Origin of the sequence: Novosphingobium sp. Chol11, assembly GCF_900218065.1 — a bacterium.
In the GTDB taxonomy this organism is placed as follows: domain Bacteria; phylum Pseudomonadota; class Alphaproteobacteria; order Sphingomonadales; family Sphingomonadaceae; genus Sphingobium; species Sphingobium agri.
This window is the reverse complement of the sequence record NZ_OBMU01000002.1, coordinates 356985-379188: the sequence shown is the minus strand read 5'-3', so window position 1 is coordinate 379188 and position 22204 is coordinate 356985. Positions and strand designations below refer to the sequence as shown.

Below are 22204 nucleotides of genomic sequence, written 5' to 3'. Positions count from 1 at the left end.
GGGCCTGCCCGTCCGGCGCCGCTCCACATTTGCGGATCAGTGCACCTCAGCGCTTGCGAATTTGATGCGCCTGCGCCATGCCTCCTCGGATAATTGCACCCGGCCATGAAGTTTCAGCTGCGCGGACCGGGTGCCCGCAATGTGAGGAGAGAATGATGGCGCCCATGGAGGAAAGGCCGGCCCGCCCGGCCTATGCGCTTTATATCTTGCTGCTGCTGCTGGCGATCAATTCGCTCAGCTACGCGGATCGCCACGTCTTCTCTGTCCTCATCCCGGCAATCAAGACGGAATTCGGCGCGTCCGATTCGCTGCTTGGCCTCGTCGGCGGGCCCGGTTTCGTCGCCAGCTATGTGTTGTTCAGCATGCCGCTCGCCCGTTTCGCCGACCGATGGTCGCGGCGCGGGGTCCTCACACTGTCGGCCACGCTCTGGAGCGCGGCGACGGCGGCATGCGGTGCGGCTGGCAACATGCTGCAAATGAGCATTGCCCGCCTGATGGTCGGCATCGGCGAGGCGGGCGGCCTGCCGCCAGCGCAATCTCTCCTCGCCAGCCTCTATGACGAACGCCGCCGGTCGAGCGCGATGGGCGTTCTTTCCGCCTCCACCTATATCGGCGTCGTGCTCGGCCTCACCGGCGGCGCGGCCGTCGCCGCGATGTGGGGCTGGCGCTGGGCCTTTTTCGCGCTCGCCATCCCCGGTTTTCCCTTGGCGCTCCTGCTCTGGCTCACCGGCCCGCGCCGCAGCAAGGCCGCGCAGACGCCCAGCGATGAGCCGTCCGAAAGCTTGTGGCGAGCCATCCGGCGCTGCTGGTCGATCCCTTCCCTGCGCCTGCTGGGCCTGGGTGTCGGGACGTTCAACATTTTCGGCTATGCCGCCGCCATATGGAAGCCCGCCTTCTTCATGCGGTCCCATGGCATGACCATTGTCGAAGCTGGCTCCTGGCTCGGCATCGGCGCGGCGATCGGCGGCATCACGGGCAGCTTGCTCAGCGGCGTCATCGTCGACCGCCTGCGCGTGCGTGGCGAAGAATGGCAGCTGCGCGTCCCGGCCATCGCCTTCCTGCTCGCCTTCCCGCTCTTCATCGTCATGTTCACGCTGCCCGGCGGCGCCGCCGTCCAGATCGGCGGCCTGCGCGTCCCCGGCGTCGCGCTGCTTTCCATCCTCACCGGCATGATGGCCGCGATGTGGGCAGGCCCTTCCTTCGGCGCAGCCGCCCGCCTCGTCCTGCCGCACCAACGGGCCCAGGCGACCGCTATGCTGGTCGTCATCATCAACGTCATCGGCAGCGCCTTCGGCCCCGTCCTGGGCGGCATCGTCAGCGACTTGCTCGCCGACCGGTTCGGTGCCGAATCCCTCCGCATCAGCCTCTTCTCGCTTTCGGTGCTGACAATTTTCGGCGGGCTGCTTTTCTGGCGGGCGTCCGTCCATTATCCCCACGACCTGACCCGCGTCGGTCGCTCCGATGAGGCCGCCTCACTGTCCGGCGAGGGAAAATTGAAGGAATCGACGCTCTGATCGCCGCAACAGAGCCACGAACAGGAGAAGATGGCATGAAAACTCACGCGATCGTGACCGGCGCTGCTGGCATATTGGGCCAGGCCGTCACCCAGGCGCTGGTCCAGGCAGGCTACAAGGTGACCGGCATCGACCGCGCCGACAGCGCGGGCACGGGGACGCAGGGCACTTATTTGGGCGGCGTCGATCTGGCGGACCCTGACGCAACAGCGGCCGCCGTCAATCAGGCGATCGACGCCAACGGCCCCCTCTCAGCCCTCGTCAACGTCGCGGGCACCTTCCGCTGGGAAACCGTCGCCGATGGCGATGTCGCGACCTGGGCGACGCTGTTCGACATCAACCTGCGCACCGCCGTCAACGCCGTGCGCGCCGCCCTCCCCTCGCTTCGTGAAGGCGGCGGCGCGATCGTCAGCATCGGCGCGGCCTCCGCGATCAAGGCGGGGGCGGGCATGGGCGCCTATGCCGCCAGCAAGGCGGGCATCGCAAAGCTCACCGAAGCGCTGGCCGAGGAAGAAAAGGACAATGGCGTCCGCGTCAACGCCGTGCAGCCGTCGATCATCGACACGCCCGCCAATCGCGCCGACATGAGCGACGCCGACTTCAGCCGCTGGGTCTCGCCAGCGCAGGTTGCCAGCGTCATTGCCTTCCTCCTGTCGGACGGCGCGGCTGCTGTCACCGGCGCCTGCATCCCGGTGACGGGCCGCTGCTGATCCACCGTCAAACCATCGCCCTTGCATGCTAAAATCGCGCCGCAGCTACGCAAGAGTTGACATTATAGCCGGTAAGGTCACAGTTCGCGTGAATATTGCGGGAGGGGATTGGCGCAGCGGCCTGTTCGCGGCAGCGCCACCCGTCCGCTTGGGAACCCGGATCGGAATGGGGCTGTAATGAGTAATTGGGACAAGGAAGTCGACATTCTGGTGGTGGGGTCGGGCGCGGGCGGCCTCCTCGCGGGCCTTGTCGGAGCGCACAACCGCGCCGATGTGCTGATCGTTGAAAAGGCCGATCTTTGGGGCGGCACGTCTGCCACGTCAGGCGGCGGCATCTGGATCCCGGGCAGCGACGTGGCCAAGGCGGCGGGCTTCGAAGATAATCTCGACGACGCCTTCACCTATCTGCGCGGCCTTTCGGCGGACAATGTGCCGGACGAAAATATCCGCGCCTATGTCGATAATGCCGCGCCCATGTTGCGCTGGGTCATGGCGAACACGCCGGTCCAGTATATGGCCTTCCCCTATCCCGATTATCATGCCGAAAATCCCGGCGGGTCGGCGCAGGGCTATCGCACCCATCTGCCCATGCCCATGGACGGCAAGCCGCTCGGCAAGGAAATCCGCACCCTGCGCTTCGCGTCTCCTGCGGCGAGCCTGTTCGGCTATCTCAACTGGCACTTCAGCGAAACGAGCGAACTGCTTTACCGCACGAAGGGCTGGATGAAGAACCTCGTCGTCAACATGTCGCGCTACTGGCTCGACCTTCCCTTCCGCCTGACCTCGCGCAAGGATCGCCGCCTGACGCTCGGCAACGCGCTGACCGGCGGCCTGCGCATGGCACTCGACAAGGCGGGCGTGCCCGTCTGGCTCGACACGCCGCTTAGCGAACTCATCCGCGAAAACGGCCGCGTCACTGGCGCCGTGGTCGAAAAGGATGGCAAGCCCTACCGCATCGGCGTGCGCAAGGGCGTGGTGCTCGCCGCCGGTGGTTTTGACAAGAACCAGACGATGCGCGACGCCAACTCGCCCCTTTATCCCACGTCCCGCTATTCGGGCGGCGTCACCAGCAATACCGGCGACGCGATCCGCGCGGGCGAAGCGGTCGGCGCCAACATGCTGAACCTGCAATCGGCCTGGGCCGCGCCGGTCTTCTACGTGCCCGGCGAAGATCGCGGGCGGCTATGCACGGTCGAACGGGCGCTGCCCGGCTGCCTCATGGTCAACCAGAGCGGCAAGCGCTATCTCAATGAAGCCGCCTCTTACCATATCGTCGGCCAGCAAATGGCGCGACGGGAAGCGGAACATCACGACGCCAGCCCCAGCTGGATGATCTTCGACCACAAATATCGCCACCAGTTTCCGATGGGCCCGCTCTACCCGCTCATGCCCACCTTCATGCATAACAAGGGCGTGCGCAGCATCCTGAAGCAGGGCCGCTCGATCGAGGAACTGGCGGGCAAGATCGGCATCGATCCGGCGGCGCTCTCGGCCACCATCGCCCGGTTCAATACCCATGCGACCAAGGGTGAAGACCCCGAATTCCATCGCGGCGAAGCGGCCTATGACAAAATGTATGGCGACTTCCGCCACGGCCCCAACCCCTGCCTGCGTCCGCTCGACAAGGGCCCCTTCTACGCCATGCCCATCTATCCCGGCGACATCGGCACCAATGGCGGCCTGCTCACCAATGCAAAGGCCCAGGTTCTGGATGATGCAGGCGCGCCCATCCCCGGCCTTTACGCGGTCGGCAACAATGCCGCCTCAGCCATGGGGGAAAGCTATCCGGGCGCGGGCGTCACCATCGGCCCCGCAATGACCTTCGCCTATGTCGCCGCCCGCGACATAACCGGCGCGAACGCGTGATCCTGACCAGCTGGAGAAATGGCGCGCATGGCTGACCGGCAACGGCAGCTTGTGCGCCGCTTCTTCGACGGCCTCACCAGCGGGGCCTTCGATGCCGATCTCTTCGCGGATGATCTGGCCTGCTGGACTACTGCATCAGGGAAGATGGAGGCGCGGCTATACCGCGCTGTACCCGCCATGCTGAAAAGCATCTTTCCCGACGGCCTTGCCTTCCACATCGATGCGATCATTGCGGAGGGCGATCGCGCCGCCGCCGAAGCCCGGTCTGAAGGAATGTTCGACGTCGGTCAGGTCTACACGAACGACTATGTTTTCCTGTTCACCTTCAATGGTGACCGCATTTCGTCAGTCGCTGAACATCTCAATCCCCTTCGGGTGCCCAAGGCGCTGGCTGCACGCATGATGGCCGCCCTATCGGCCTGGAGCATGATCCGGGCAAACAGGATCGATCATGCTCCAGGCAAATATCCGCCGGGATTTGATCCTGCCTCTCGGGAAAACAGATGATGGGGCGGTTATCGCATCACGCGCCACTCATCTCCCGCGCAGCGCCCGTAACCACGCGCCGCCACTCGATCCGCACCAAATCATCACCGATCGCGGCTTCCAGGAACAGCCGATCACCCTCGAATGCATAATGGCGCGGCTGGTCTGATCCGATCCAGTCGGGATACCACGCCCCATCGACATGGTGGATGATGATCCCGGCTTCCGCATCAATCGAAAAGCGCCCGAAATAGCCGCTATAGCCCCGGATCGATCCCCCGAGTGCCTCGTCGCTTACCTGATACACGCTGGGCTTGCCGAACAGGGGCCGGTTCGCCTGCATCAGGTGACAGCTCATATGCCCATCGGCACTGTACATGATCTGGCCGAGGGCATCCGTGCCAAAGGGATGATCCCGCGAGCCATCGGGATGAAAGGTCGTCCACAGGACCAGCTGCCACCCGCCAATGAACGCGGCAAAGGCCTCCTGCGCGCTCATCTCCGGGCGGGTAAGCCGCTCCGGCAATCCGTTTGCAACCATGCACCCTCTCCCGGTCCGTTCTATCGATACCGATGATGCCTTGGTCGCCCGGCATGTCCACAAAGAAAAAGGGCCGGGTTTCCCCGGCCCTCTCTTTCACTCGCCGCCGAAGCGATACTTCAGGCGCAGCCCGTACATGCGGGGTTCGCCATAGAGGCTCGTTTGATACAGCAACCCGCCCTGCTGGTACACGTTGCTGTTGCTGATGCGATAAAGCTTGTTGGTCGCATTGGTGATGAACAGCCCCACATCGAACCCGCTGCCCGCGACACCGTTCCAATCGAGCGACATGTTGAGCAAGCCGAACGCTTCCAGATAGGCGCCCGGCTGCTGCGCAGGCACGTTGCCGGGATCAGTATACTGACGCGAACTGTGCGAATAATTCACGAAGAAGTTCAAATCACCCATGTCATCGCCAACTGGTATCGTGGCATTCGCATGAATGCTCCAGATGTATGGCGAAACATATTGGAAGGGAAGGCAGCTCAGGTCCACCGTGCCACCCGGCGCCACGCCACCGTTACAGCCGAAGCCTCCGGTGCTCGTGGTGAACTCATATGTCTTGTACTTCGCGTCAGTGTGGCTGAAGTTACCACCGATCTCCAGGCCCTTGAACGGCTGCATGGAAGCTTCGACTTCGACACCCTTGATCCGCGCGTCGGCATTGCGGACAACCGCGCCACCAGCAGCCGACGCGGGATTATAGTCCGCCCCAGCCCGCTGAATGTCCTTGTAGTCCAGCAGATAGGCGCTGGTATTCAGACGGAATGGCACATCGGCAATCCGGAAGTCGGCCTTGAAGCCAGCTTCATAGGATGTGACCTTTTCCGGCTGGAAGGTTCGGGTGTTGGTGAACACGGCCTGCTGGTTGAACCCGCCTGCTTTGTACCCACGGCTCACCTTGCCGAACAGCAGCACGTCGCGCATCACCTTGTAATCGAGTCCGATCAGCCAGGTCGAAGCCTTGCTGTTCAGTTCCGCGGTGTAGGTGCAATCCGCGATGGCAGTCGCAAGAGGCACGGTCAGACCACTCGATGCGCAAGTCGCGTCAGTTCCATTGATCTCCGGTACGAATGCCGTCGAAAAACCACGGATCTTGTCCCAGGTGTGGCGATAGCCGCCGGTCAGACGCAAGCTCTCCAGAGCAGGCGACACCGCTCCGAAATCGAACGTTGCCTGAGCGTAGAGGGCCTTCGACGTCTGGGTCGTGCCGTAAGTGCTGTAGTTTGACGGACACACGATATTGGATCCGGTGAACGCAGCCGGGCAGTAGACGATCGCTGCGCCAACCTGCTTGCCGCTAGGCCGCTGGTCATAATAGAAACCGCCGACCGTGTACGTCAGATGCTTGTCGAGGGTAGATCCCTGCAGCTGAAGTTCTTCCGTGAACTGCTTCAGATCGTCACGCGGGAACCCCGGATCCGACGCATTGAGATATGTCAGCGGCGTGTTGTCACCTGGCAGCAGGACCTGGCCTGGAGCGGGCAGGCGATTGGGATCAACATCATGCTGCTGCAGGATCGTGCCGTCGCTGTCATAGGCATAATCCAGCTTCAGTTTCTGGAAGCTGACAATGTTGCGCAGCGTCAGTTCGTCGCTCAACTCGATATCGGTCGTGTTGGAAACGCCCCACGTCTTGGTGCGCGAGAAGATATCGACCCCGAGTGCGGTCTTGCGCGGGCCCAATGCATTGGCCTGTGCCGATGCAGCGCGATACACGTCGCAGGATGCGACCGCGTTCGGAATGGTTGGCCCTTCGATGCAGAAGGGTGCCGGCGAGCCATCGGCAGGGTTCACAAGGCTCTTGAGCCCTTCGATGTTGAAGCCCTTGTGGACGAAGCCCGCGCCATTGTTGCTGGACTTCGCACCATAAATCATGGTGTAGTTTTCGATGGTTTCAGTCGGCTTGAAGGTGATGCCGATGCGGCCTGAATACCAATGTTCGTCGTCGCGATCCTTGTTCCATACTACATCGCGCGTAAATCCATCGCGATCATGGAATGCGCCGACGACGCGAACCAGGAGCTTGTCTTCGATAACGGGAACATTGACCGCGCCTTCGACATAGCGGCGATCGTAATTGCCGATCTCGCCCTTGATCCAGCCGCCGAACTCGTTCGTCGGCTTCTTGGGCACCAACAGCACGGCGCCACCGGTCGTGTTGCGACCGAACAGCGTGCCCTGCGGGCCGGACAGTACCTGCAGATTCTCAAGATCGACGAAGTTGCCAGGGCCGCCCTGCTGGCTGAGCGTGATGCCAGCGGGCAGCGGCACTTCGTTCATGTAAACGACGACGCCCGGCGATGCCTGGAACGTCGCGCCTTGGCCGCGAATGGTGAAGGACTGCGATTCACGCGATCCCTGACCGTTGGGACCAACGACCAGCGACGGCACGCTCGCCTGAAGGTCCTGCTCCTTGGCGATGCCCTGTTGCTCCAGCCGATCGGCGGACAGTGCGGTGATGGCGATCGGAACATCCTGGTTGCGTTCCGCGCGCCGGTTGGCGGTCACGACGATGTCAGTGAGGCCGATATTCTCGCCCGCGCCCTGCGGCTGGGCTTCGGTTTGGGCCCGCGCGGCCGGAGCCACGATCGACACGGCAACACCAGCCATCATGCTGGTGGCAAGCAACGGCAATCGACGCCGCGCGCGGATAACAGACGACATTCACACTCTCCTATGCATGTGGTGCAGAGGCCTGCGGCGTCCACCGCAGCCCCAATCCTCTCCAGACGTTTTTTACTGAATTGATTTTTGTTACCGATCCGACCGGATCAGCCTATGCAGGCAAGGGTAAGATTAGGCGGGCGCGCTGGCGATATTCGGGACAGGTGCTGCTGCGGCGTCTCTGCCGGTCATCTTCATGATGTCATACAGGCCGCACATCTGGACTCCCCTTTTTATGGTTCAGCGCCACCTCCGTTGACCGGAACGTTATGTAAGCACTCACTTCGGGCGGCCTAATAACATGCCATGATGTGAAATCAATATCCTAACTGCGGCCAATTCACCATTTCATCCATTAATTAGAGCCACATTTACGCCACTCCGTTACGGAAATGCGTAGAACCGCACTCCTCGCTACGGTCCGCGCCGCGTCTCGCCTACGCTTCGGATCATGGCATCATCTCCCACGCTTCAAGGACGCAAGATCCTGGTCACCGGCCCCGCTGGCCAGATCGCCGTTCCGCTTGCCCGTTCCCTCGCGCTTTTCAATGAAGTCTGGGGCATCGCCCGCTTCAGCGATCCTGCGCAGCGGCGGGAAGTCGAGGATGCGGGAATCAGGACGCTGGCCGTCGATCTCCAGCAGCCAGACTTTTCCGACCTCCCCCGCGACTTCACGCATCTCTTGCATCTCGCCGCTTCGGTCGAAGGCAGCGATTGCGATCAGGCGATCACCACCAATGCTGAAGGAACCGGCCTGCTCCTGTCCCACTGCCGCAATGTCGAAGCGGCGCTCATCATGTCGACGGTCGCCGTCTACAAGCCGCACCCCGACCCGCGCCACGCCTATAGCGAAACCGATCCGCTCGGCGACGCCATGCTGCCCGGCATGACTGCCTATTCAGTCGCGAAGATCGCGCAGGAAGCGGTTGCCCGCTATTGCGCGCGCGAGTTCGGCATACCCGTCATCCTCGCCCGGATGGGCGCGTCCTATGGGCCGCGCGGCGGGTTGCCGACATTGGTCGCACAAGCGGTGGCGGAAGGCCGCCCATGGATCACGCGGTCCGATCCCTGCCCCTATAATCCGATCCATGACGACGATCTGCTCGCCCAACTGCCCGCCCTACTCGATGCTGCGAGCGTCCCCGCGACCATCGTCAATTGGGCAGGGGATGACATGGTGAGCGTGCAGGACATGGCCGCCTATGCCGGAAGTCTGCTCGGCCTCCCTGCGCGTGTCGAGATTGCTCCCGCGCCGGGCTCGCAGCCCGGCTCCGGCGTCGACAACGCACGGCGTCTCGCCATCACCGGACCTTGCCGGGTCAACTGGCGCGAAGGCTTGCGCCGCGTCATGATGCAGCTTTACCCCGGCCGCATGAGCAGCCACGATGCGCCTGCATCCCAAGGATGACCGAATGAGAGGAGAGTGGAGATGCCGCGCTGGGTGAACCGGCCCGAAGGGTCGAATTGGGGCGATTTCGGCGACGATGACCAGATCGGCCGGATGAACCTGATCACGCCGGAACGCCGCCGCGCCGCGATGGCGGAGGTCCGGGAAGGCATCGCCTTCACGCTCAGCCTGCCGCTCAACGTGCCCACCATTCCCCTCACGCCTTTCCGCCGCCCGCCGCTGCTCAGCGCGGCCTGCGATGAGGAAGGCGACATGTACAACCGCCTCGACCCCAATGGCGAAGAATCCACCTGCGACGACAGGGTCCTGCTATACACGCAGCACTCAACGCAGTGGGACGCGTTGTCGCATCGGGGCCGCACCTTCGACGCGGACGGAGATGGGGTGGCGGAACTGGTCTATTATAACGGCTTCCGCGCTGGCGATCATGTCAGCGGTGGTAAAGGTGCCGCTGGCGCGCCCTGCGCCCGCGCGCTCGGCATAGAGACCTTGGCGACAGCCGGGGTGCAAGGGCGCGGCGTCATGGTCAACCTGAAGGCCGCCTATGGAACGGAGTACCGACCGATCACGCGCGACGATCTGCTGCGCGCGATGGATGCCCAGCGCGTGGAGGTGCGCACAGGCGATTTCCTGCTGCTCTACACTGGTGTCGATCGCATGCTGCTCGACCGGGAAGCGCGCGGCGAGGATGTGCCGCTTGCAATGGCCGGGTGCGCGCTCGACGGGCGTGACGAAAGCCTGCTCCAATGGATCATCGACAGCGGCATCACCGCCATCTGCTCGGACAATCTCGCGATCGAGGCGCTCGACCTCATTCTCTCGCCCGAACCGCCGCCGATCCGCCTGCCTGTCCATGACCTCTGCCTGTTCCGCCAGGGCATTTTCCTGGGTGAACTCTGGTATCTGGAAGAACTGGCCCAATGGCTTGGAGAACGGGGCCGCCATGCTTTCCTGCTCACCGCGCCGCCGCTCCGCCTGCCCGGCAGCGTGGGCTCACCCGTGACGCCGATCGCTACAGTCTGACGGCCCGGCAGGTCCGGTCATGCTTTGCGGGTGCTCGGATCCTCGTTGGACATGCCGCTGGCGCCATTCAGGAACAGGTTCGTCACGGCTTCGGCATTGGCCCTGATCTGCGCCGGGGTCATCGCCTTCTCATTGTAGATGATGCGGTTCTGCCACCGCCGCAGCAGCAGGGCGACATAAAATTCCGCCAGCGTGGTAGCCTGCGTCTTGGCAAAACCATGCGCCGTCAGGATGTTCTGCAGCGGTTCCAGCTGAAACCGCTCGAATTGTCGGCGGGACACTTCCTCCAATTGAGGAAAGCTGATGCATTCCCGGAAAATGATGCGGGCCAACCGTACCTGTCGGTCCTCATTGACGCGGCTGCTGACGTGCAGCGCATATCGCATCAACTGTTCACGCAGGGTGCCTTTCCCATCTGTCGGAACATGATGGCGGATCGCCGACATCTCCAGACAGGCTTCGAACAGCGCGACCTTGTCCGTGTAACGGTTATAGACAGTGCGCGTCGACACGCCCGCCCGCTCGGCGATGGATCGCACGGACGCACCATGAAATCCATGGCTGGAAAACTCCTCCAGCGCCGCCTCCAACATCGCCTCATGCTTCAGCTCGGCTTCACGGGCATTGGGCCTGCCGACCCGCCTCTTCGCCCCCTCTTCGATTTTTTCTGCCTCGCTGCTGATCATCGGCTGGCGTCGTCCCCCTCTTGGCCTGGCACCATGACGCTGCACGAATGCCGTGCAGCTGACGCCAGCTATAGGACATTTTGGCCGGAGCAGATAGAGGCAGCGCGGGCGGCGGAGCCCGCCAGCAGGCGCGAGACCGTCAAGCCGGGACGGGCGGGATCGGCGGCATCTCGGGCACATTATGGGCGTAGCCCATTTCCTCGTACCGCTCGGCAATCCGCCAGCCCTCGCCGGTCCGCACCAGCTTGTCGCGATACCAGAGGCCGATGAAGAACACCTGCTCCTTGCCATCGTCACCCTTGTAGACCATCGGGTTGAACAGCATGGTCCGGCTGCGGGCTGTGTCGCCGTCCAGTTCCAGTTTCGTCGTCGCGACCATATGCTGGAACAGGGGGAACCGCTCCATGGCAACCGGCAACCATGCCTTGATCTGCGCAACGCTGCCCTTTGCCCCGCCCGTCTCGCTATAATCGATCACCGCGTCAGGCGTGAAGACTTCGTCCAGTCCGTCCCAGTTCCGCTCATCGATGGCATAGCTGTAGCGGGACAGAAGATCCTGAATTTCAAGCCGGTCCGAAATTTCCTGGAGCGAAAGCATCAGACATCCTCCTTCTGATTTTATGAACCAGATGAGGCCTGCGAGGTTCGCGCTTGTCAAGTTTTTCCGTGCATGAGCCTTGAATTGCGTAGCAAATTGACGCAAGCATCGATCAACAAATTAAAAGATGAGGAGAGGTACATGCGTCTGGATGGCAAGATCGCGGTTGTGACCGGCGCAGCGTCCGGGATCGGCTTGGCGGTGGCAAGGCGGCTCGCGGCAGACGGCGCAAAAGTCGTCATCGGTGATCGCAATGCGCAGGGTGTCGAGGACGCCGCGCAGGCCATTGGACCGGCGGCCACCGCATTGGCGCTCGACGTCGCGGATGAAGCATCCTGCAAAGCCATAATCGATCGCGCTGTCAGGCTTCATGGCGGGCTCGACATCCTCTGCAACATCGCTGGCGTGCTGGACTTCGGCCGCTTCGAAGATGTCGATCGCACCCGTTGGGATCGGGTTATCTCGGTGAACCTGACGGGCGTCTACCAGATGTGCCGTGCGGCCATGCCTCATCTGGTCGCGCGGCGCGGCAATATCGTCAACATGGCTTCCGCCGCCGGTCTTGTCGGCGTGCCCTATAATTCGGCCTACACCGCATCCAAGCATGGCGTGGTCGGCTTGACCCGCGCGCTGGCGCTGGAGTTTTCGAAGGAAGGCGTGCGCGTCAACGCCGTTTGCCCGGGCGGCGTGGACACGCCGATGCTGCATCAGACGCCGCCGGACAATATCGACTGGCAGATGGTCATGCGTTCGGCCTCCTGGCTCGACAGCGGCGCGATGGCGACCACCGACGACATTGCCGACACCGTCGCATTCCTTGCATCGGCGGAGGCCAAGCGCATCACCGGCGTGGCCTTCCCCGTCGACGGCGGCCAGACCGCAGGCTGACCTACCCCAACCTTTAAGCTTTTGAAGAAGAGTGACGACCATGGCGACCCAGCCCGACCAGATCCAGACCCAGCCCCTCGAACGGGAGGCGCTGCTGCAACAGGCGCGCGAGCGGGCAGGGCTCTCCGATTTCGGGGACGAGTGGTTCTTCGAACCGATGGACCGCTATATCGAAGCATCGAACCGCGAAGGGCGCCTGACCCCTGCCGGGCGCGCTTCGACGACCGAGGTCATCGTCAAGGGCCTGGTCAGTCGCCTGCGCATGGTGGAGGACATCAAGCGCCACCCGGAAATCCTCGACGAAAAGGTCGATGTCGCGGGCATCATCCTGGGCCTGCCGCGCACGGGCAGCACCATCTTCCAGCGCCTGCTTGCCAGCGCGCCCGGCATGACCGGCCTGCGCTGGTACGAGGCGCAGAATTTCGCACCCTTCCCCGGTGAAGAGCGCGGCAATCCGGTCGAGCGCCGTGCCTATGCGCAGGCGATGATCGATGGCTGGCTCCAGCTTTCGCCTGAACTCGCGTCCATCCACCCGCTCGAACCGGACGCGCCGGATGAAGAAATCCTGGTTCTTGGCCAGATGTTCGTCAGCACCATGATTGAGGGCATGAATTATGTGCCAAGCTTCAGCCGCTGGCTGAACACATATGACCAGTCCAAAGGGCATGAGGACCTCAAGACCATCCTCAAATATCTTCAGTGGCAGGACCCTTCGCGCAAGGGCCGCAAGTGGATTTTGAAGAGCCCCTCCAACCTCCCTTATGCGGAAGTCGCGGCAAAGGCTTTCCCGGACGCGCTGCTCATCATGACGCACCGCGACCCGTTGCAGACCGTGCCCTCCTACGTCTCCATGCAGGCGGCGCTGTACAAACTCAGCGCCACTCTTACTGACGAAGAAGTCGGTGCCTTCTGGTTCCCGCGCCTTGTCGAATGGATGCGCCTGTTCGAAGCAGCGCGTGAACGGATCGGCGAAGACCGCTTCATCGACATCGACTATCGCGAAGTCGGCAAGGAACCGATGGCGCAGGCCGAACGCGTCCTTTCCCGCATGGGCATCCCCGTCGATGCGCAGCTGGAAGAAGTGCTTGCCGAATTCCTCGCGGGTAACAAGCGCGAGCAGCGGCCGATGCACGACTATTCGCTCGAACGCTTCGGGTTGGACGAAGAGGCGATCAAGCGCGAATTCGCCACCTATCGCGAACGCTACATCCTCTGACCATGGAAGTCCGGCCCGGCATATTGCGCACACCCGAAGCCTGCTTCGACGCACTGCCGAGCTATGGCTTCGCTCCCCATTATGTGGAGGTGGCGGATGAGCGGCTTGGGCCCCTCCGCATGCATTATGTGGACGAAGGGAACCGCGATGCTCCCATCGTCCTCATGTTGCACGGCAATCCGACCTGGAGCTATCTCTACCGGCACATGATCGGCCCGGTAGCGGCGGCGGGCTATCGCGTCATCGCGCCCGACATGATCGGCTTCGGCAAGTCCGACAAGCCCGCCTCTCGCACCGACTATGGCTTCGACCGCTTCGTGCAATGGATGCGCGCCTTTGTCGAGGCGCTCGACCTGCGCGGCATCACCCTCGTCTGCCAGGATTGGGGCGGCCCCATCGGCCTGCGCGTCCTTTCGGAATGTCCGGAGCGCTTCAAAGCCGTCCTCGCCACGAACACGCTGCTGCAAAATTGCGACCCGCCGCCGCTGGGCGTTGCCAACTGGCCCGGCGAGCAAATCGCCGCCTGGGTCGAAACCTGCCGCACCAGTGAAGACCTGCCGCTCGACCTGCTCGTCGGACGCGCCTGCGCAACGGATGTTCCGGCAGACGTGCTCGCCGCTTACGCCGCGCCCTTCCCCGACGCTTCTTACAAGAAGGGCATGCTCCAGATCACCTGCGGCATCCCGATCGCCGAAGGTGCGGAAGGGCTGGAAGCAAACCGCGCTGCCTGGCGCTTCCTCGAAAGCTGGGACAAGCCTTTCCTCACCGCCTTCAGCGATCAGGACCCGGCCACCATTGCCTGGGAAGAGGTTTTCCAACGCCGCATCCCTGGGACCAAAGGGCAGCCGCACACGCGCATCCCCAATGGCGGCCACTTCGTCCAGGAAGACCAGGGCGCAGCACTCGCAAAAGTGCTGATCAGCTTTCTACGCGCCAACAACTAGATCCCGTTCGTCCTGAGCTTGTCGAAGGGCGCGCAACGGCCTTAGTGAAACTCCTGCCTGAACGCGCGCGGGGTTAGTCCGGTCGCGCGCCGGAACGCGGCGCTGAACGCACTCGCCGTCGCAAAGCCCAGCGTCTCCGCGATCCGGTTCATCGGCAGCACGCCGCCCCGGATCATGTCCTGCGCCCGCTCCATCCGGATCGCGGCTGCATGGTCGGACAGCGCCAGGCCCGCCGTCGCGGCAAAGGATCGCGACAGGTGCGACCGGCTGATCCCACACAGGCTCGCAAGCGCCTGCGTCGTCGGCCATTCTCCATCACTGGACCGCAACGCTTCCTCGATCCGGGCAAGCTGCCATGGCGCAAGTCCACCCTGCGCGGAGTCAGCCTGCCGCGGCCGCCGGAACAACCGCGCCAACTCCACCATCGCCAGCTGCACGAGCGCCTCGACCGCCATCTCCGCGCCGAAACCCGGCGTCACCGTTTCCTGCTTCAGCCGCTCCGCCAGCGCCATCAGCACCGGTGAACTGATCGACGCGCATCGGCTGAGCCGCCGCGAATCCCAATCGGACAGGCCTGTCACCGCTGCGAAGCGCACCGGATCGAAACGGCAGGTCAATATGTCGAGCGTGCCCCCATCGCCGCGCGAATGCATCGCTATGCCGCCGGGCCGCAGCATCAGCCGGCCGACCTTGTGACGCCGCCGGTCTCCCAGATCGAACATGATCTCGCCCTGCGTGCCTTCGGCGCGGGGCATGACGATCGACAGGATCGGCGCTTCGTCCAGTTCCCACATCTCGTTGGGCCGGGGCAGTTCATAGCGGCGCAGTTCGACGCGCGCGGCGCTGCTCGTCACGACGGCCAGCACCGTCCACGGCGAAGCCGCGCTGCCCAACGGAGCCTTGGGGCCGATCAGAACCTGCTGCGTCATATGCACAACGATAATCTCATGCACGCAAGAGAACAAGCACTGGCTATGCGCAGAAAAAACTGCCATCTACAACGCAACAAAGCAAAAGACGGAGAGTGTTTTCATGAGCAGAACCATAGTGGTGACGGGCGCCGCATCTGGAATCGGCGCCGCTACCCGCGACCGGCTGGAACGTAGTGGTCACCGCGTCATCGGCGTCGACCTGCGCAATTCCGACATCGATGCTGATCTGGGAACGGTGGAAGGCCGTACCGGCATGGTCGATCAGGTCACGCGCCTGGCCCCCGATGGCATCGACGCGGTATTGGCAGGGGCAGGCATCTCGGCTCAGGGGATGGAGCGGGAGACCATCGGCATCAACTATTTCGGCGCGGTCGCCACGCTGGAAGGACTGCGGCCCCTGCTCGCGAAGTCCGCCCGTCCGCGCGCCGTCGCCATCTGCTCCACCGCAGCCATATTGCCGTCCAACGCCCAGGTGGTCGAACTCTGCCTCGCGGGCAAGGAAGAGGCCGCGCGCGAAGCCATGGCGAATGATGGGGGCAACGCCTACTCCACGTCGAAAAACGCACTATCCCAATGGGTCCGCCGCGCCGCGGTGCAGCCCGAATGGGGCGGCGCAGGCATTTTGCTGAATGGCATCGGGCCTGGCGTGGTGAAAACGCCGATGACGACACCGCTGCTCAGCCAGCCGGACATGGTAAAGCTCATCAACCAGAGCAATCCGATCGCCGTCAACGAATATGCCGGGCCGGAACAGATCGCCGAACTGCTCGACTTCCTGCTCAACATGGAAAATAATTATCTGCTGGGTCAGTTGATCTTCATCGACGGCGGCAGCGACGCGATCTTGCGGCCGCGCCAGGTCTGACATCCAAGGCGCGGCAACGCGCAGGCCACAGAAACAAAATGAAGGGAAAGGATAGAGCGATGTCGGCTCTCAAAGGCAAGGTTGCCCTGATCACCGGGGCGGGACAGGGCATCGGGCAGGGCATCGCCACAGCCCTTGCGGCTGAAGGCGTGAATCTGCTGCTGGCAGGGCGGACGCTCGAAAAGGTTGAGGAAACCGCTCGCCTTGCCGAAGGCCATGGCGTTCGCGCCATCGCCGTCGCCTGTAATGTAAAGGCGGCGGACGATCTTGCCGCTGCCGTCGACCGGGCGGTCAACGATCTTGGCGGCGTCGATATCCTGATCAACAATGCGCAGGAAGTGCCGCTTGGCCTGCTCGATGAAGTGACGGACGAGGCTTTCCTGGCAGGGTTTGAATCCGGCCCCCTCGCCTCGTTCCGCCTGATGAAGCTGGTGCGTCCCCATATGGCGGCGCGCGGCGGCGGCACCATCTTCAACTTCGCTTCTTCCGCTGGCATCCGCTGGGACATGACCGGCTATGGCTGCTATGGCGCTGTGAAGCAGGCGACCCGTGTCCTCACCCGCGCGGGCGCGGCGGAATGGGGACGGCAGAATATCCGCGTCCTCACCATCGCTCCGCACGCCGAATCGCCGGGCCTCAAATGGTGGATCGAGAATAATCCCGAGGAGGCAAAGGCCTTCTTCCGCACCATTCCGCTCGACCGCATCGGCCGGCTGGAGGAAGATATCGGCCGCGCCATTGTCGCCCTGTGCGGATCGGACCTGTCCTATCTGACGGGCGCCACCATCCCGCTTGACGGTGGACAGGCCAATTTCGACTGACCTGAAAGATTGATGGAGAGATCTGAATGGAAAAGCTGATCTGCGCTCTTTGGGCGCCCGAGGGCGTCACGCGCGCCGACTATGCCGAACAGTTGAAAGCCGCGCTTCCCGACGCGCTCAAGGATGCGGGCGCAACTGCGATCCGCCTGAACCTGCGCGACGCGACCGTGGAACCAGCCGCGCCGCTCCTGCAAACATGGCAGCAGCCGCAGCAGGATGCGGTGGTGCAATTCTGGCTACCCACCGCCAATGCCCATTTCCGCGGACCCATTGACGACATCCTGGCCGAATATAGCAGCCGCTTCGAACTGTGGGTCGTTGCTGAATCCACCATCATTCCCAACCGGGATCATGCGCCGCAGGCCGGGTCACGCACCTGGGGCTGGTCGCAGGCGAGCTTCATCTCCTTCCGCTCGGACATGAGCTGGGACGATGCCGTCGCGCACTGGCACCGGCACCACACCCGCGTCGCCATCGATACGCAGGCGAATTTCGAATATGTCCAGAATATCATCGTTCGCGCGCTGACGCCCAATGCACCCGACTATGATGCCTTTGTCGAGGAATGCTTCACGCCAGAAGCGATGACCAACTCTCCCGCCTTCTTCGACGCAGTCGGCGATGATGAGAAATTCGCCCGCAATACAAAGGATATGGCGGACAGCTGCGCGGGCTTCATCGACTTTTCGCGCATCGACATCATTCCGACGAGCCAGTTCGACTTCGCCCATCTCGACGGGAAGTAAGATATCGGGAGGGGGCTAAGCGCCTCCTCCCATTCTGTTCTGTCCGGAACATACAAGCACCGCTCGGACTGAGCTTGTCGAAGTCCTCTTCTTCGTTTCAAGAACCCGCGCCATAACTTCAGGGAATAATCTCCCGCCCCTCGCCAAAGATCATCGACGCCTGCCTACTATCGACGCCCTCACGGTGCCCGCGCCAGCCCAGCGCCGCCCGCGCCTCGGCGGGTGAAAGGTGCATGATCTCCTCGAACTTCGCGGTGAACAGCGCGTCCGACTGCTGCCCCACCTCATAGCCATAGGACAGGTTCCGCCACAGATCCGGCCACGCCCCCGGATAATGCAGCATCGTCCGCGTCATCCAAGGGAACATGATCAACGTGTTGACCGTCATCAGAGCGCCCGCCAACTCCGCGCCCAGATGCCGGAACACATTGCCCGTGACCACGCCGGTGATGAAATATTCGGCGACTGATCCAAATCCTACTTCGCCTAATATATGATAGGCATCATGGGTCTGCCCCATGCGCAGGTTCCAATAGTCGAGCGTATTCGCTGGCTTCCAGTCCGGGTTGTCCAAGATGCGGGAGTTGAGTTCAGGCGAAAGGTCGAACTCATCCATATATTCGAACAATTGGCGGCCGACCGAACCCTCCGGATATTCCTTCAGATCATCCTTGCTGTAGGTCGACACAAAAGCTTCGTTCAGCCACTGATCGAATGCCGGGTTACGGCGGCGTTCCTCCGCCACCAGCCTTTCGGCCTCTTCGACATCACGCACCTCATCGACCGCCTGCATCAGCGTCGGGAGACCATAGAGCAGCGGATAGTCATGACCGTTGCGCCGCAGATTTTCGGTCGAGATCCACTCGCGCACCCGCGCATCGTTCAGCCATCGCGAAGAGCTGACCAGAACACTGCTTTCCGTCCGCACCTTGCGGCGGCCGTTCAGGTAGAAGATCGGGCTACCCGACGTGACCTCTTCGGCATTGTCGGCCTGCGCGGTATCGGCGATTTCCAATTCAGCTTTCATGGCGTAACTCCGGCAGCTTGTGCACATGCACGGGGGGAGCTTGCGCCGTCCAGACGGGCAAGCAGGTTCTGGATGGCGGCGGCCCGACTGAAATCTGGCTCAACCGCTGCGTCGTTCATTATGGCTTCGCTGAGACGCGTGTAGAGATTGCCGATGGATGACAGCGCCTCGCGAGATGCGAAGCTGCCCGGATAGGCGCTGTAGCGGTCTGGTTCAGCAGGTATCGCCGCGCATTCCAGGGCGGAGGGGATGGTGATTGGCTCCATCGCGCCACCCCCTCGTACGCCATGCAGCACCAAGGATTCTATCGCGGGAAGGCTTGGGTCGCGCGTCGATAACAGCAATGACCCTTCGCTGCCCTCGATGCGCCACGCGCAACCCATGCCGCTCATCGACACGCCTGCAAGGTTCATCTGGAACAGCGCGCCGCCCCGCAGCCTGCCCTCGAACAGCAAATGATCGTCGGCATCCCGATCAATCGGCGCACCATTTTCATCGACCGGCGGCAAATGGATCGCCCCGCGCACATCGACATCCTCGATCGCGCCGAAATGATGGTCCATGGCGTCGATCAAATGTCCGCCATAGATGGACAGGAGCGTCGTGCCGCCTGCCCGCATCGCCATCGCCCGCATCACCGGACCGAATATCCGCGCGTGCAGCGTCACGCTGTAGAGCCTGCCCACATAGCCTTCCGCGACCAAGTTGGCCGCATGGGTCATCACTGGCGATCCGCGCAGATGGAGGCCGATCATCGCCTTGACGCCCCGCCGCCGCGCCAGTGCCGCCAGTTCCTCCGCTTGCTCCACGCTGATCGCCAGCGGCCATTCGCAATAGATATGCTTGCCTGCGTTCAGCGCTGCCCTGGCAATCGCATGATGATGCGGCACCTTCACGCAAATCGCGACGAGATCAATCTCGGGATGTTGCGCCAACTCTTCGGCATCAGTGAACCACAGCGGCGCTCCGAACCTGGCGGCGGCCTCCCGGGCGCTTTCCTCCCGCGTCGTGCATACGCCTTGCAGCGTGAAGCCAGGCAACCGTTCGATCACCCGGCGGTGGACGCCAGAACCCCAGCCATAATCGGGGCTCGCACCCACCATGCCTACCCGGATCACCACCGGCGCCTCTCCTACTCCTGTAATTTTTGAAACCATACTCTCAGTCTGGTTTCAAGTCCACCGGCTTTCGCGGCCCGTCAGACAGCCGGTTTCACGAACCGGACAATACCCTCTGCCATCAAATCCAGGCAGATGCCGGATTGCACGCCAAACTCGCCCCGGGCCACCTCCGCGCACACATGGGCAATCTGATTGAACAACAGCCGCACCCTGATGCGCTGCCGATCGTCTGTGCCTGCCTTGGCAAAGGCATCGACGCCTGATCCCGCCACCAGGTCGATCAGCACCTCGGTATCCGCCAATATTCGGGCTCGAAAGCCAGTTTCGAACAATTGCAACTGCGCGATCAGCGGCGTCACATAGCGATGTTCCAGATGGATACCGACAAAGTCCGCCAACCACTCCCTGACCGCTGACCGATCCTGCCCCGCCAGCAGCGGCAGCCGTTCGAACAAGGCTCGCGTCTGCGGCACCGTCTCCTCATAGATGGCGCTGGCAAGCTCCAGCTTCGATTCAAAATGCGAATAGAAAGTGGCCCGGCTGACTCCAGCCGCACCCAATATGTGGTCGATCTTCGCATCGACATAGCTCGCTTCGGCAAACACCTGCCGTGCGGCCCGGACGATCCCGTCGCGCGTCGCCGCTCGCCGCCGCTCCAGATAGGCCGCACGACCGCTAGCGGGCTTTTCCGCCATGTCCTTGGCCAAAATTGTCATCCTGCCACTTCACTCCTCCAAGCACGGATCAATGATGCGGCACATTGCCGATGGGCACAAGAAAATGGATCCCCGGAACCGCCTTGGCCGTTGACCCCCGACAGGATGGCCCATGGTTTTCACGGACATAGCGACCCGCACCTATAATCATAATTGGCGGCTGGATCCCATCGTCCGCAGCCTGCTCGACACCGACTTCTACAAGCTGCTGATGCTCCAGATGATCTGGCGTCTTTATCCGGACGTCGAAGTCACCTTCCAGCTCATCAACCGCAGCCGCTCGGTCAGGCTTGCCGACAGCATCGACGAAGGCGAACTCCGCGCGCAGCTCAACCATGCCCGATCGCTGTGTTTCGCGAAAAAGGAACTGATCTGGCTCGCAGGCAACAGCTTCTATGGCAAGACGCAGATGTTCAGCCCGGACTTCATCGCATGGCTCGCCGACTTCCGCCTGCCCGACTATGAACTGAGCAGGGCGGACGGCGAATATCAGCTGCGCTTCACCGGTCCATGGACGCATGCGACCATGTGGGAAATTCCCGCGCTCACCATCATCAACGAACTGCGTTCCCGCGCGGCGATGAAGGATCGCGGGCGCTTTGCCCTGGACGTGCTCTATGCCCGCGCCAAGGCCAAACTATGGGAAAAGGTGGAAAGGCTGAGCCGTCTGCCCGACCTCGTCATATCGGACTTCGGCACCCGGCGGCGCCACGGCTTCCTGTGGCAGCGCTGGTGCGTGGAAGCCTTGAAGGAAGGCCTCGGGCATCGCTTCATCGGGTCGTCCAATGTGCTACTGGCGATGGACGCCGACCTTGAGGCAATCGGAACCAACGCGCACGAACTGCCGATGGTGCTGGGAGCCCTGGCGGACAGTGATGAAGCATTGGCAGCGGCCCCCTATCGCGTCCTTCAGGATTGGCGGGCCCTTTATGGCGGCAACCTGCTGATCGTGCTGCCCGATGCATTCGGCACCGCTGCCTTTCTGCGCGACGCGCCGGACTGGGTCGCGGACTGGACCGGCTTCCGCCCCGACAGCATGCCCCCGATCGAGGGCGGGGAGCAGGTCATCCGCTGGTGGCGCGACAAGGGGCGCGACCCTCGCACCAAGCTGCTGATCTTTTCCGATGGCATGGATGTCGATGCGATCGAACAGACCTATCGGCATTTCGAAGGTCAGGTGCGGATGAGCTTTGGCTGGGGCACCAACCTCACCAACGACTTCCGGCAGTGCGCGCCATTTCCAGGCGACGGACTCGACCCGATCTCGCTCGTCTGCAAAGTGGTGGAGGCAAATGGAAGGCCCGCCGTCAAACTATCCGACAATCCTGAAAAAGCGACGGGCAACGCGGCGGAAATCGCGCGCTATCTCCGTATCTTCGGCGACACCGGCAGGAGACAGGCACCCGTCACCGTCTGAACGCCGATGGCA

21 protein-coding genes are annotated in these 22204 nt (G+C 62.7%); 13 read left to right on the top strand and 8 right to left on the bottom strand.

Annotated elements, in window-relative coordinates; all coding sequences use genetic code 11:
* Positions 1 to 164: 164 nt before the first annotated feature.
* From NCHOL11_RS14335 to NCHOL11_RS14320, 4 genes are all read left to right on the top strand, one after another.
* Positions 165 to 1514 (top strand): spinster family MFS transporter, encoded by a 1350-nt coding sequence (locus NCHOL11_RS14335; protein WP_176502295.1) that lies wholly within the window; start codon positions 165 to 167, stop codon positions 1512 to 1514.
* 35 nt (positions 1515 to 1549) lie between these two features.
* Positions 1550 to 2224: an SDR family NAD(P)-dependent oxidoreductase gene (locus NCHOL11_RS14330; RefSeq protein ID WP_097093230.1), complete on the top strand. Its 675-nt coding sequence runs from the start codon at positions 1550 to 1552 to the stop codon at positions 2222 to 2224.
* Between the two features lie 177 nt (positions 2225 to 2401).
* Positions 2402 to 4090: an FAD-binding protein gene (locus tag NCHOL11_RS14325; RefSeq protein WP_097093229.1), complete on the top strand. Its 1689-nt coding sequence runs from the start codon at positions 2402 to 2404 to the stop codon at positions 4088 to 4090.
* Between the two features lie 27 nt (positions 4091 to 4117).
* Positions 4118 to 4597, top strand: a complete 480-nt coding sequence (locus NCHOL11_RS14320) for a nuclear transport factor 2 family protein (RefSeq protein WP_176502294.1) — start codon at positions 4118 to 4120, stop codon at positions 4595 to 4597.
* Between the two features lie 16 nt (positions 4598 to 4613).
* On the opposite strand, the gene NCHOL11_RS14315 is transcribed toward NCHOL11_RS14320, so the two are convergent.
* The gene (locus NCHOL11_RS14315) at positions 4614 to 5117 is read right to left on the bottom strand and encodes a lipocalin-like domain-containing protein (RefSeq protein WP_097093227.1); all 504 of its coding nucleotides are present in this window, start codon (positions 5115 to 5117) and stop codon (positions 4614 to 4616) included.
* Between the two features lie 96 nt (positions 5118 to 5213).
* Positions 5214 to 7784, bottom strand: coding sequence for a TonB-dependent receptor (locus tag NCHOL11_RS14310; protein ID WP_097093226.1), 2571 nt, complete (start codon positions 7782 to 7784; stop codon positions 5214 to 5216).
* A 451-nt stretch (positions 7785 to 8235) separates the two neighbouring features.
* Here NCHOL11_RS14310 and NCHOL11_RS14305 point away from each other — a divergent pair, with 451 nt between their 5' ends.
* Both NCHOL11_RS14305 and NCHOL11_RS14300 read left to right on the top strand, forming a co-directional pair.
* Entirely contained in the window at positions 8236 to 9192 is a 957-nt protein-coding gene (locus NCHOL11_RS14305; protein ID WP_097093225.1) for an NAD-dependent epimerase/dehydratase family protein, read from the top strand.
* 21 nt (positions 9193 to 9213) lie between these two features.
* Positions 9214 to 10215 carry a cyclase family protein gene (locus NCHOL11_RS14300; RefSeq protein ID WP_097093224.1) on the top strand — a complete coding sequence of 334 codons (1002 nt, stop codon included), beginning with the start codon at positions 9214 to 9216 and terminating at the stop codon, positions 10213 to 10215.
* 17 nt (positions 10216 to 10232) lie between these two features.
* Here NCHOL11_RS14300 and NCHOL11_RS14295 read toward each other — a convergent pair whose 3' ends face one another.
* Both NCHOL11_RS14295 and NCHOL11_RS14290 read right to left on the bottom strand, forming a co-directional pair.
* Positions 10233 to 10901 carry a TetR/AcrR family transcriptional regulator gene (locus NCHOL11_RS14295; RefSeq protein ID WP_176502293.1) on the bottom strand — a complete coding sequence of 223 codons (669 nt, stop codon included), beginning with the start codon at positions 10899 to 10901 and terminating at the stop codon, positions 10233 to 10235.
* Between the two features lie 139 nt (positions 10902 to 11040).
* The gene (locus NCHOL11_RS14290; RefSeq protein ID WP_097093222.1) at positions 11041 to 11499 is read right to left on the bottom strand and encodes a nuclear transport factor 2 family protein; all 459 of its coding nucleotides are present in this window, start codon (positions 11497 to 11499) and stop codon (positions 11041 to 11043) included.
* Between the two features lie 141 nt (positions 11500 to 11640).
* Between NCHOL11_RS14290 and NCHOL11_RS14285 the strand changes: the two genes are divergently transcribed.
* From NCHOL11_RS14285 to NCHOL11_RS14275, 3 genes are read left to right on the top strand one after another with little or no spacing between them, the layout of a single operon-like run.
* A complete protein-coding gene (locus tag NCHOL11_RS14285) occupies positions 11641 to 12387 on the top strand; it encodes an SDR family NAD(P)-dependent oxidoreductase (protein ID WP_097093221.1) in 747 nt (248 codons plus the stop codon).
* Positions 12388 to 12427: 40 nt separating this feature from the next.
* On the top strand, positions 12428 to 13603 hold the full coding sequence (locus NCHOL11_RS14280) for a sulfotransferase family protein (RefSeq protein ID WP_097093220.1): 1176 nt from the start codon (positions 12428 to 12430) through the stop codon (positions 13601 to 13603).
* A 2-nt stretch (positions 13604 to 13605) separates the two neighbouring features.
* A complete protein-coding gene (locus tag NCHOL11_RS14275) occupies positions 13606 to 14547 on the top strand; it encodes a haloalkane dehalogenase (protein ID WP_097093219.1) in 942 nt (313 codons plus the stop codon).
* 41 nt (positions 14548 to 14588) lie between these two features.
* Here NCHOL11_RS14275 and NCHOL11_RS14270 read toward each other — a convergent pair whose 3' ends face one another.
* Positions 14589 to 15476, bottom strand: a complete 888-nt coding sequence (locus NCHOL11_RS14270) for a helix-turn-helix transcriptional regulator (protein WP_141397877.1) — start codon at positions 15474 to 15476, stop codon at positions 14589 to 14591.
* Positions 15477 to 15579: 103 nt separating this feature from the next.
* Between NCHOL11_RS14270 and NCHOL11_RS14265 the strand changes: the two genes are divergently transcribed.
* The 3 genes from NCHOL11_RS14265 to hsh3 are packed head-to-tail and all read left to right on the top strand — an operon-like array spanning position 15580 to position 17911.
* Entirely contained in the window at positions 15580 to 16344 is a 765-nt protein-coding gene (locus NCHOL11_RS14265) for an SDR family oxidoreductase (protein ID WP_097093217.1), read from the top strand.
* Between the two features lie 59 nt (positions 16345 to 16403).
* Positions 16404 to 17165 (top strand): SDR family NAD(P)-dependent oxidoreductase, encoded by a 762-nt coding sequence (locus NCHOL11_RS14260; RefSeq protein WP_097093335.1) that lies wholly within the window; start codon positions 16404 to 16406, stop codon positions 17163 to 17165.
* Between the two features lie 26 nt (positions 17166 to 17191).
* A complete protein-coding gene (gene hsh3 / locus NCHOL11_RS14255) occupies positions 17192 to 17911 on the top strand; it encodes a 7-beta-hydroxysteroid dehydratase Hsh3 (RefSeq protein ID WP_097093216.1) in 720 nt (239 codons plus the stop codon).
* A gap of 118 nt (positions 17912 to 18029) precedes the next feature.
* Here hsh3 and NCHOL11_RS14250 read toward each other — a convergent pair whose 3' ends face one another.
* The 3 genes from NCHOL11_RS14250 to NCHOL11_RS14240 form a co-directional block, all read right to left on the bottom strand.
* Positions 18030 to 18938 (bottom strand): hypothetical protein, encoded by a 909-nt coding sequence (locus tag NCHOL11_RS14250; protein WP_097093215.1) that lies wholly within the window; start codon positions 18936 to 18938, stop codon positions 18030 to 18032.
* Positions 18935 to 20059 carry a Gfo/Idh/MocA family protein gene (locus tag NCHOL11_RS14245; RefSeq protein WP_176502292.1) on the bottom strand — a complete coding sequence of 375 codons (1125 nt, stop codon included), beginning with the start codon at positions 20057 to 20059 and terminating at the stop codon, positions 18935 to 18937. The genes NCHOL11_RS14250 and NCHOL11_RS14245 overlap by 4 nt, the downstream gene beginning before the upstream one ends.
* A 77-nt stretch (positions 20060 to 20136) precedes the next feature.
* Entirely contained in the window at positions 20137 to 20775 is a 639-nt protein-coding gene (locus NCHOL11_RS14240; protein ID WP_097093213.1) for a TetR/AcrR family transcriptional regulator, read from the bottom strand.
* Positions 20776 to 20887: 112 nt separating this feature from the next.
* Here NCHOL11_RS14240 and pncB point away from each other — a divergent pair, with 112 nt between their 5' ends.
* Positions 20888 to 22192: a nicotinate phosphoribosyltransferase gene (gene pncB, locus NCHOL11_RS14235; protein WP_097093212.1), complete on the top strand. Its 1305-nt coding sequence runs from the start codon at positions 20888 to 20890 to the stop codon at positions 22190 to 22192.
* The last annotated feature ends 12 nt before the right edge of the window (positions 22193 to 22204 follow it).

What these genes read in the sequence shown, in the direction of transcription:
- hsh3 (WP_097093216.1), top strand. Translation starts at nt 17,192, where the DNA reads ATGGAAAAGCTGATCTGCGCTCTTTGGGCGCCCGAGGGCGTCACGCGC.
- NCHOL11_RS14265 (WP_097093217.1), top strand. Translation starts at nt 15,580, where the DNA reads ATGAGCAGAACCATAGTGGTGACGGGCGCCGCATCTGGAATCGGCGCC.
- NCHOL11_RS14250 (WP_097093215.1), bottom strand. Translation starts at nt 18,938, where the DNA reads ATGAAAGCTGAATTGGAAATCGCCGATACCGCGCAGGCCGACAATGCC.
- NCHOL11_RS14300 (WP_097093224.1), top strand. Translation starts at nt 9,214, where the DNA reads ATGCCGCGCTGGGTGAACCGGCCCGAAGGGTCGAATTGGGGCGATTTC.
- pncB (WP_097093212.1), top strand. Translation starts at nt 20,888, where the DNA reads ATGGTTTTCACGGACATAGCGACCCGCACCTATAATCATAATTGGCGG.
- NCHOL11_RS14270 (WP_141397877.1), bottom strand. Translation starts at nt 15,476, where the DNA reads ATGACGCAGCAGGTTCTGATCGGCCCCAAGGCTCCGTTGGGCAGCGCG.
- NCHOL11_RS14240 (WP_097093213.1), bottom strand. Translation starts at nt 20,775, where the DNA reads ATGACAATTTTGGCCAAGGACATGGCGGAAAAGCCCGCTAGCGGTCGT.
- NCHOL11_RS14275 (WP_097093219.1), top strand. Translation starts at nt 13,606, where the DNA reads ATGGAAGTCCGGCCCGGCATATTGCGCACACCCGAAGCCTGCTTCGAC.
- NCHOL11_RS14285 (WP_097093221.1), top strand. Translation starts at nt 11,641, where the DNA reads ATGCGTCTGGATGGCAAGATCGCGGTTGTGACCGGCGCAGCGTCCGGG.
- NCHOL11_RS14320 (WP_176502294.1), top strand. Translation starts at nt 4,118, where the DNA reads ATGGCTGACCGGCAACGGCAGCTTGTGCGCCGCTTCTTCGACGGCCTC.
- NCHOL11_RS14290 (WP_097093222.1), bottom strand. Translation starts at nt 11,499, where the DNA reads ATGCTTTCGCTCCAGGAAATTTCGGACCGGCTTGAAATTCAGGATCTT.
- NCHOL11_RS14310 (WP_097093226.1), bottom strand. Translation starts at nt 7,784, where the DNA reads ATGTCGTCTGTTATCCGCGCGCGGCGTCGATTGCCGTTGCTTGCCACC.
- NCHOL11_RS14280 (WP_097093220.1), top strand. Translation starts at nt 12,428, where the DNA reads ATGGCGACCCAGCCCGACCAGATCCAGACCCAGCCCCTCGAACGGGAG.
- NCHOL11_RS14295 (WP_176502293.1), bottom strand. Translation starts at nt 10,901, where the DNA reads ATGATCAGCAGCGAGGCAGAAAAAATCGAAGAGGGGGCGAAGAGGCGG.
- NCHOL11_RS14330 (WP_097093230.1), top strand. Translation starts at nt 1,550, where the DNA reads ATGAAAACTCACGCGATCGTGACCGGCGCTGCTGGCATATTGGGCCAG.
- NCHOL11_RS14315 (WP_097093227.1), bottom strand. Translation starts at nt 5,117, where the DNA reads ATGGTTGCAAACGGATTGCCGGAGCGGCTTACCCGCCCGGAGATGAGC.
- NCHOL11_RS14335 (WP_176502295.1), top strand. Translation starts at nt 165, where the DNA reads ATGGAGGAAAGGCCGGCCCGCCCGGCCTATGCGCTTTATATCTTGCTG.
- NCHOL11_RS14260 (WP_097093335.1), top strand. Translation starts at nt 16,404, where the DNA reads ATGTCGGCTCTCAAAGGCAAGGTTGCCCTGATCACCGGGGCGGGACAG.
- NCHOL11_RS14325 (WP_097093229.1), top strand. Translation starts at nt 2,402, where the DNA reads ATGAGTAATTGGGACAAGGAAGTCGACATTCTGGTGGTGGGGTCGGGC.
- NCHOL11_RS14305 (WP_097093225.1), top strand. Translation starts at nt 8,236, where the DNA reads ATGGCATCATCTCCCACGCTTCAAGGACGCAAGATCCTGGTCACCGGC.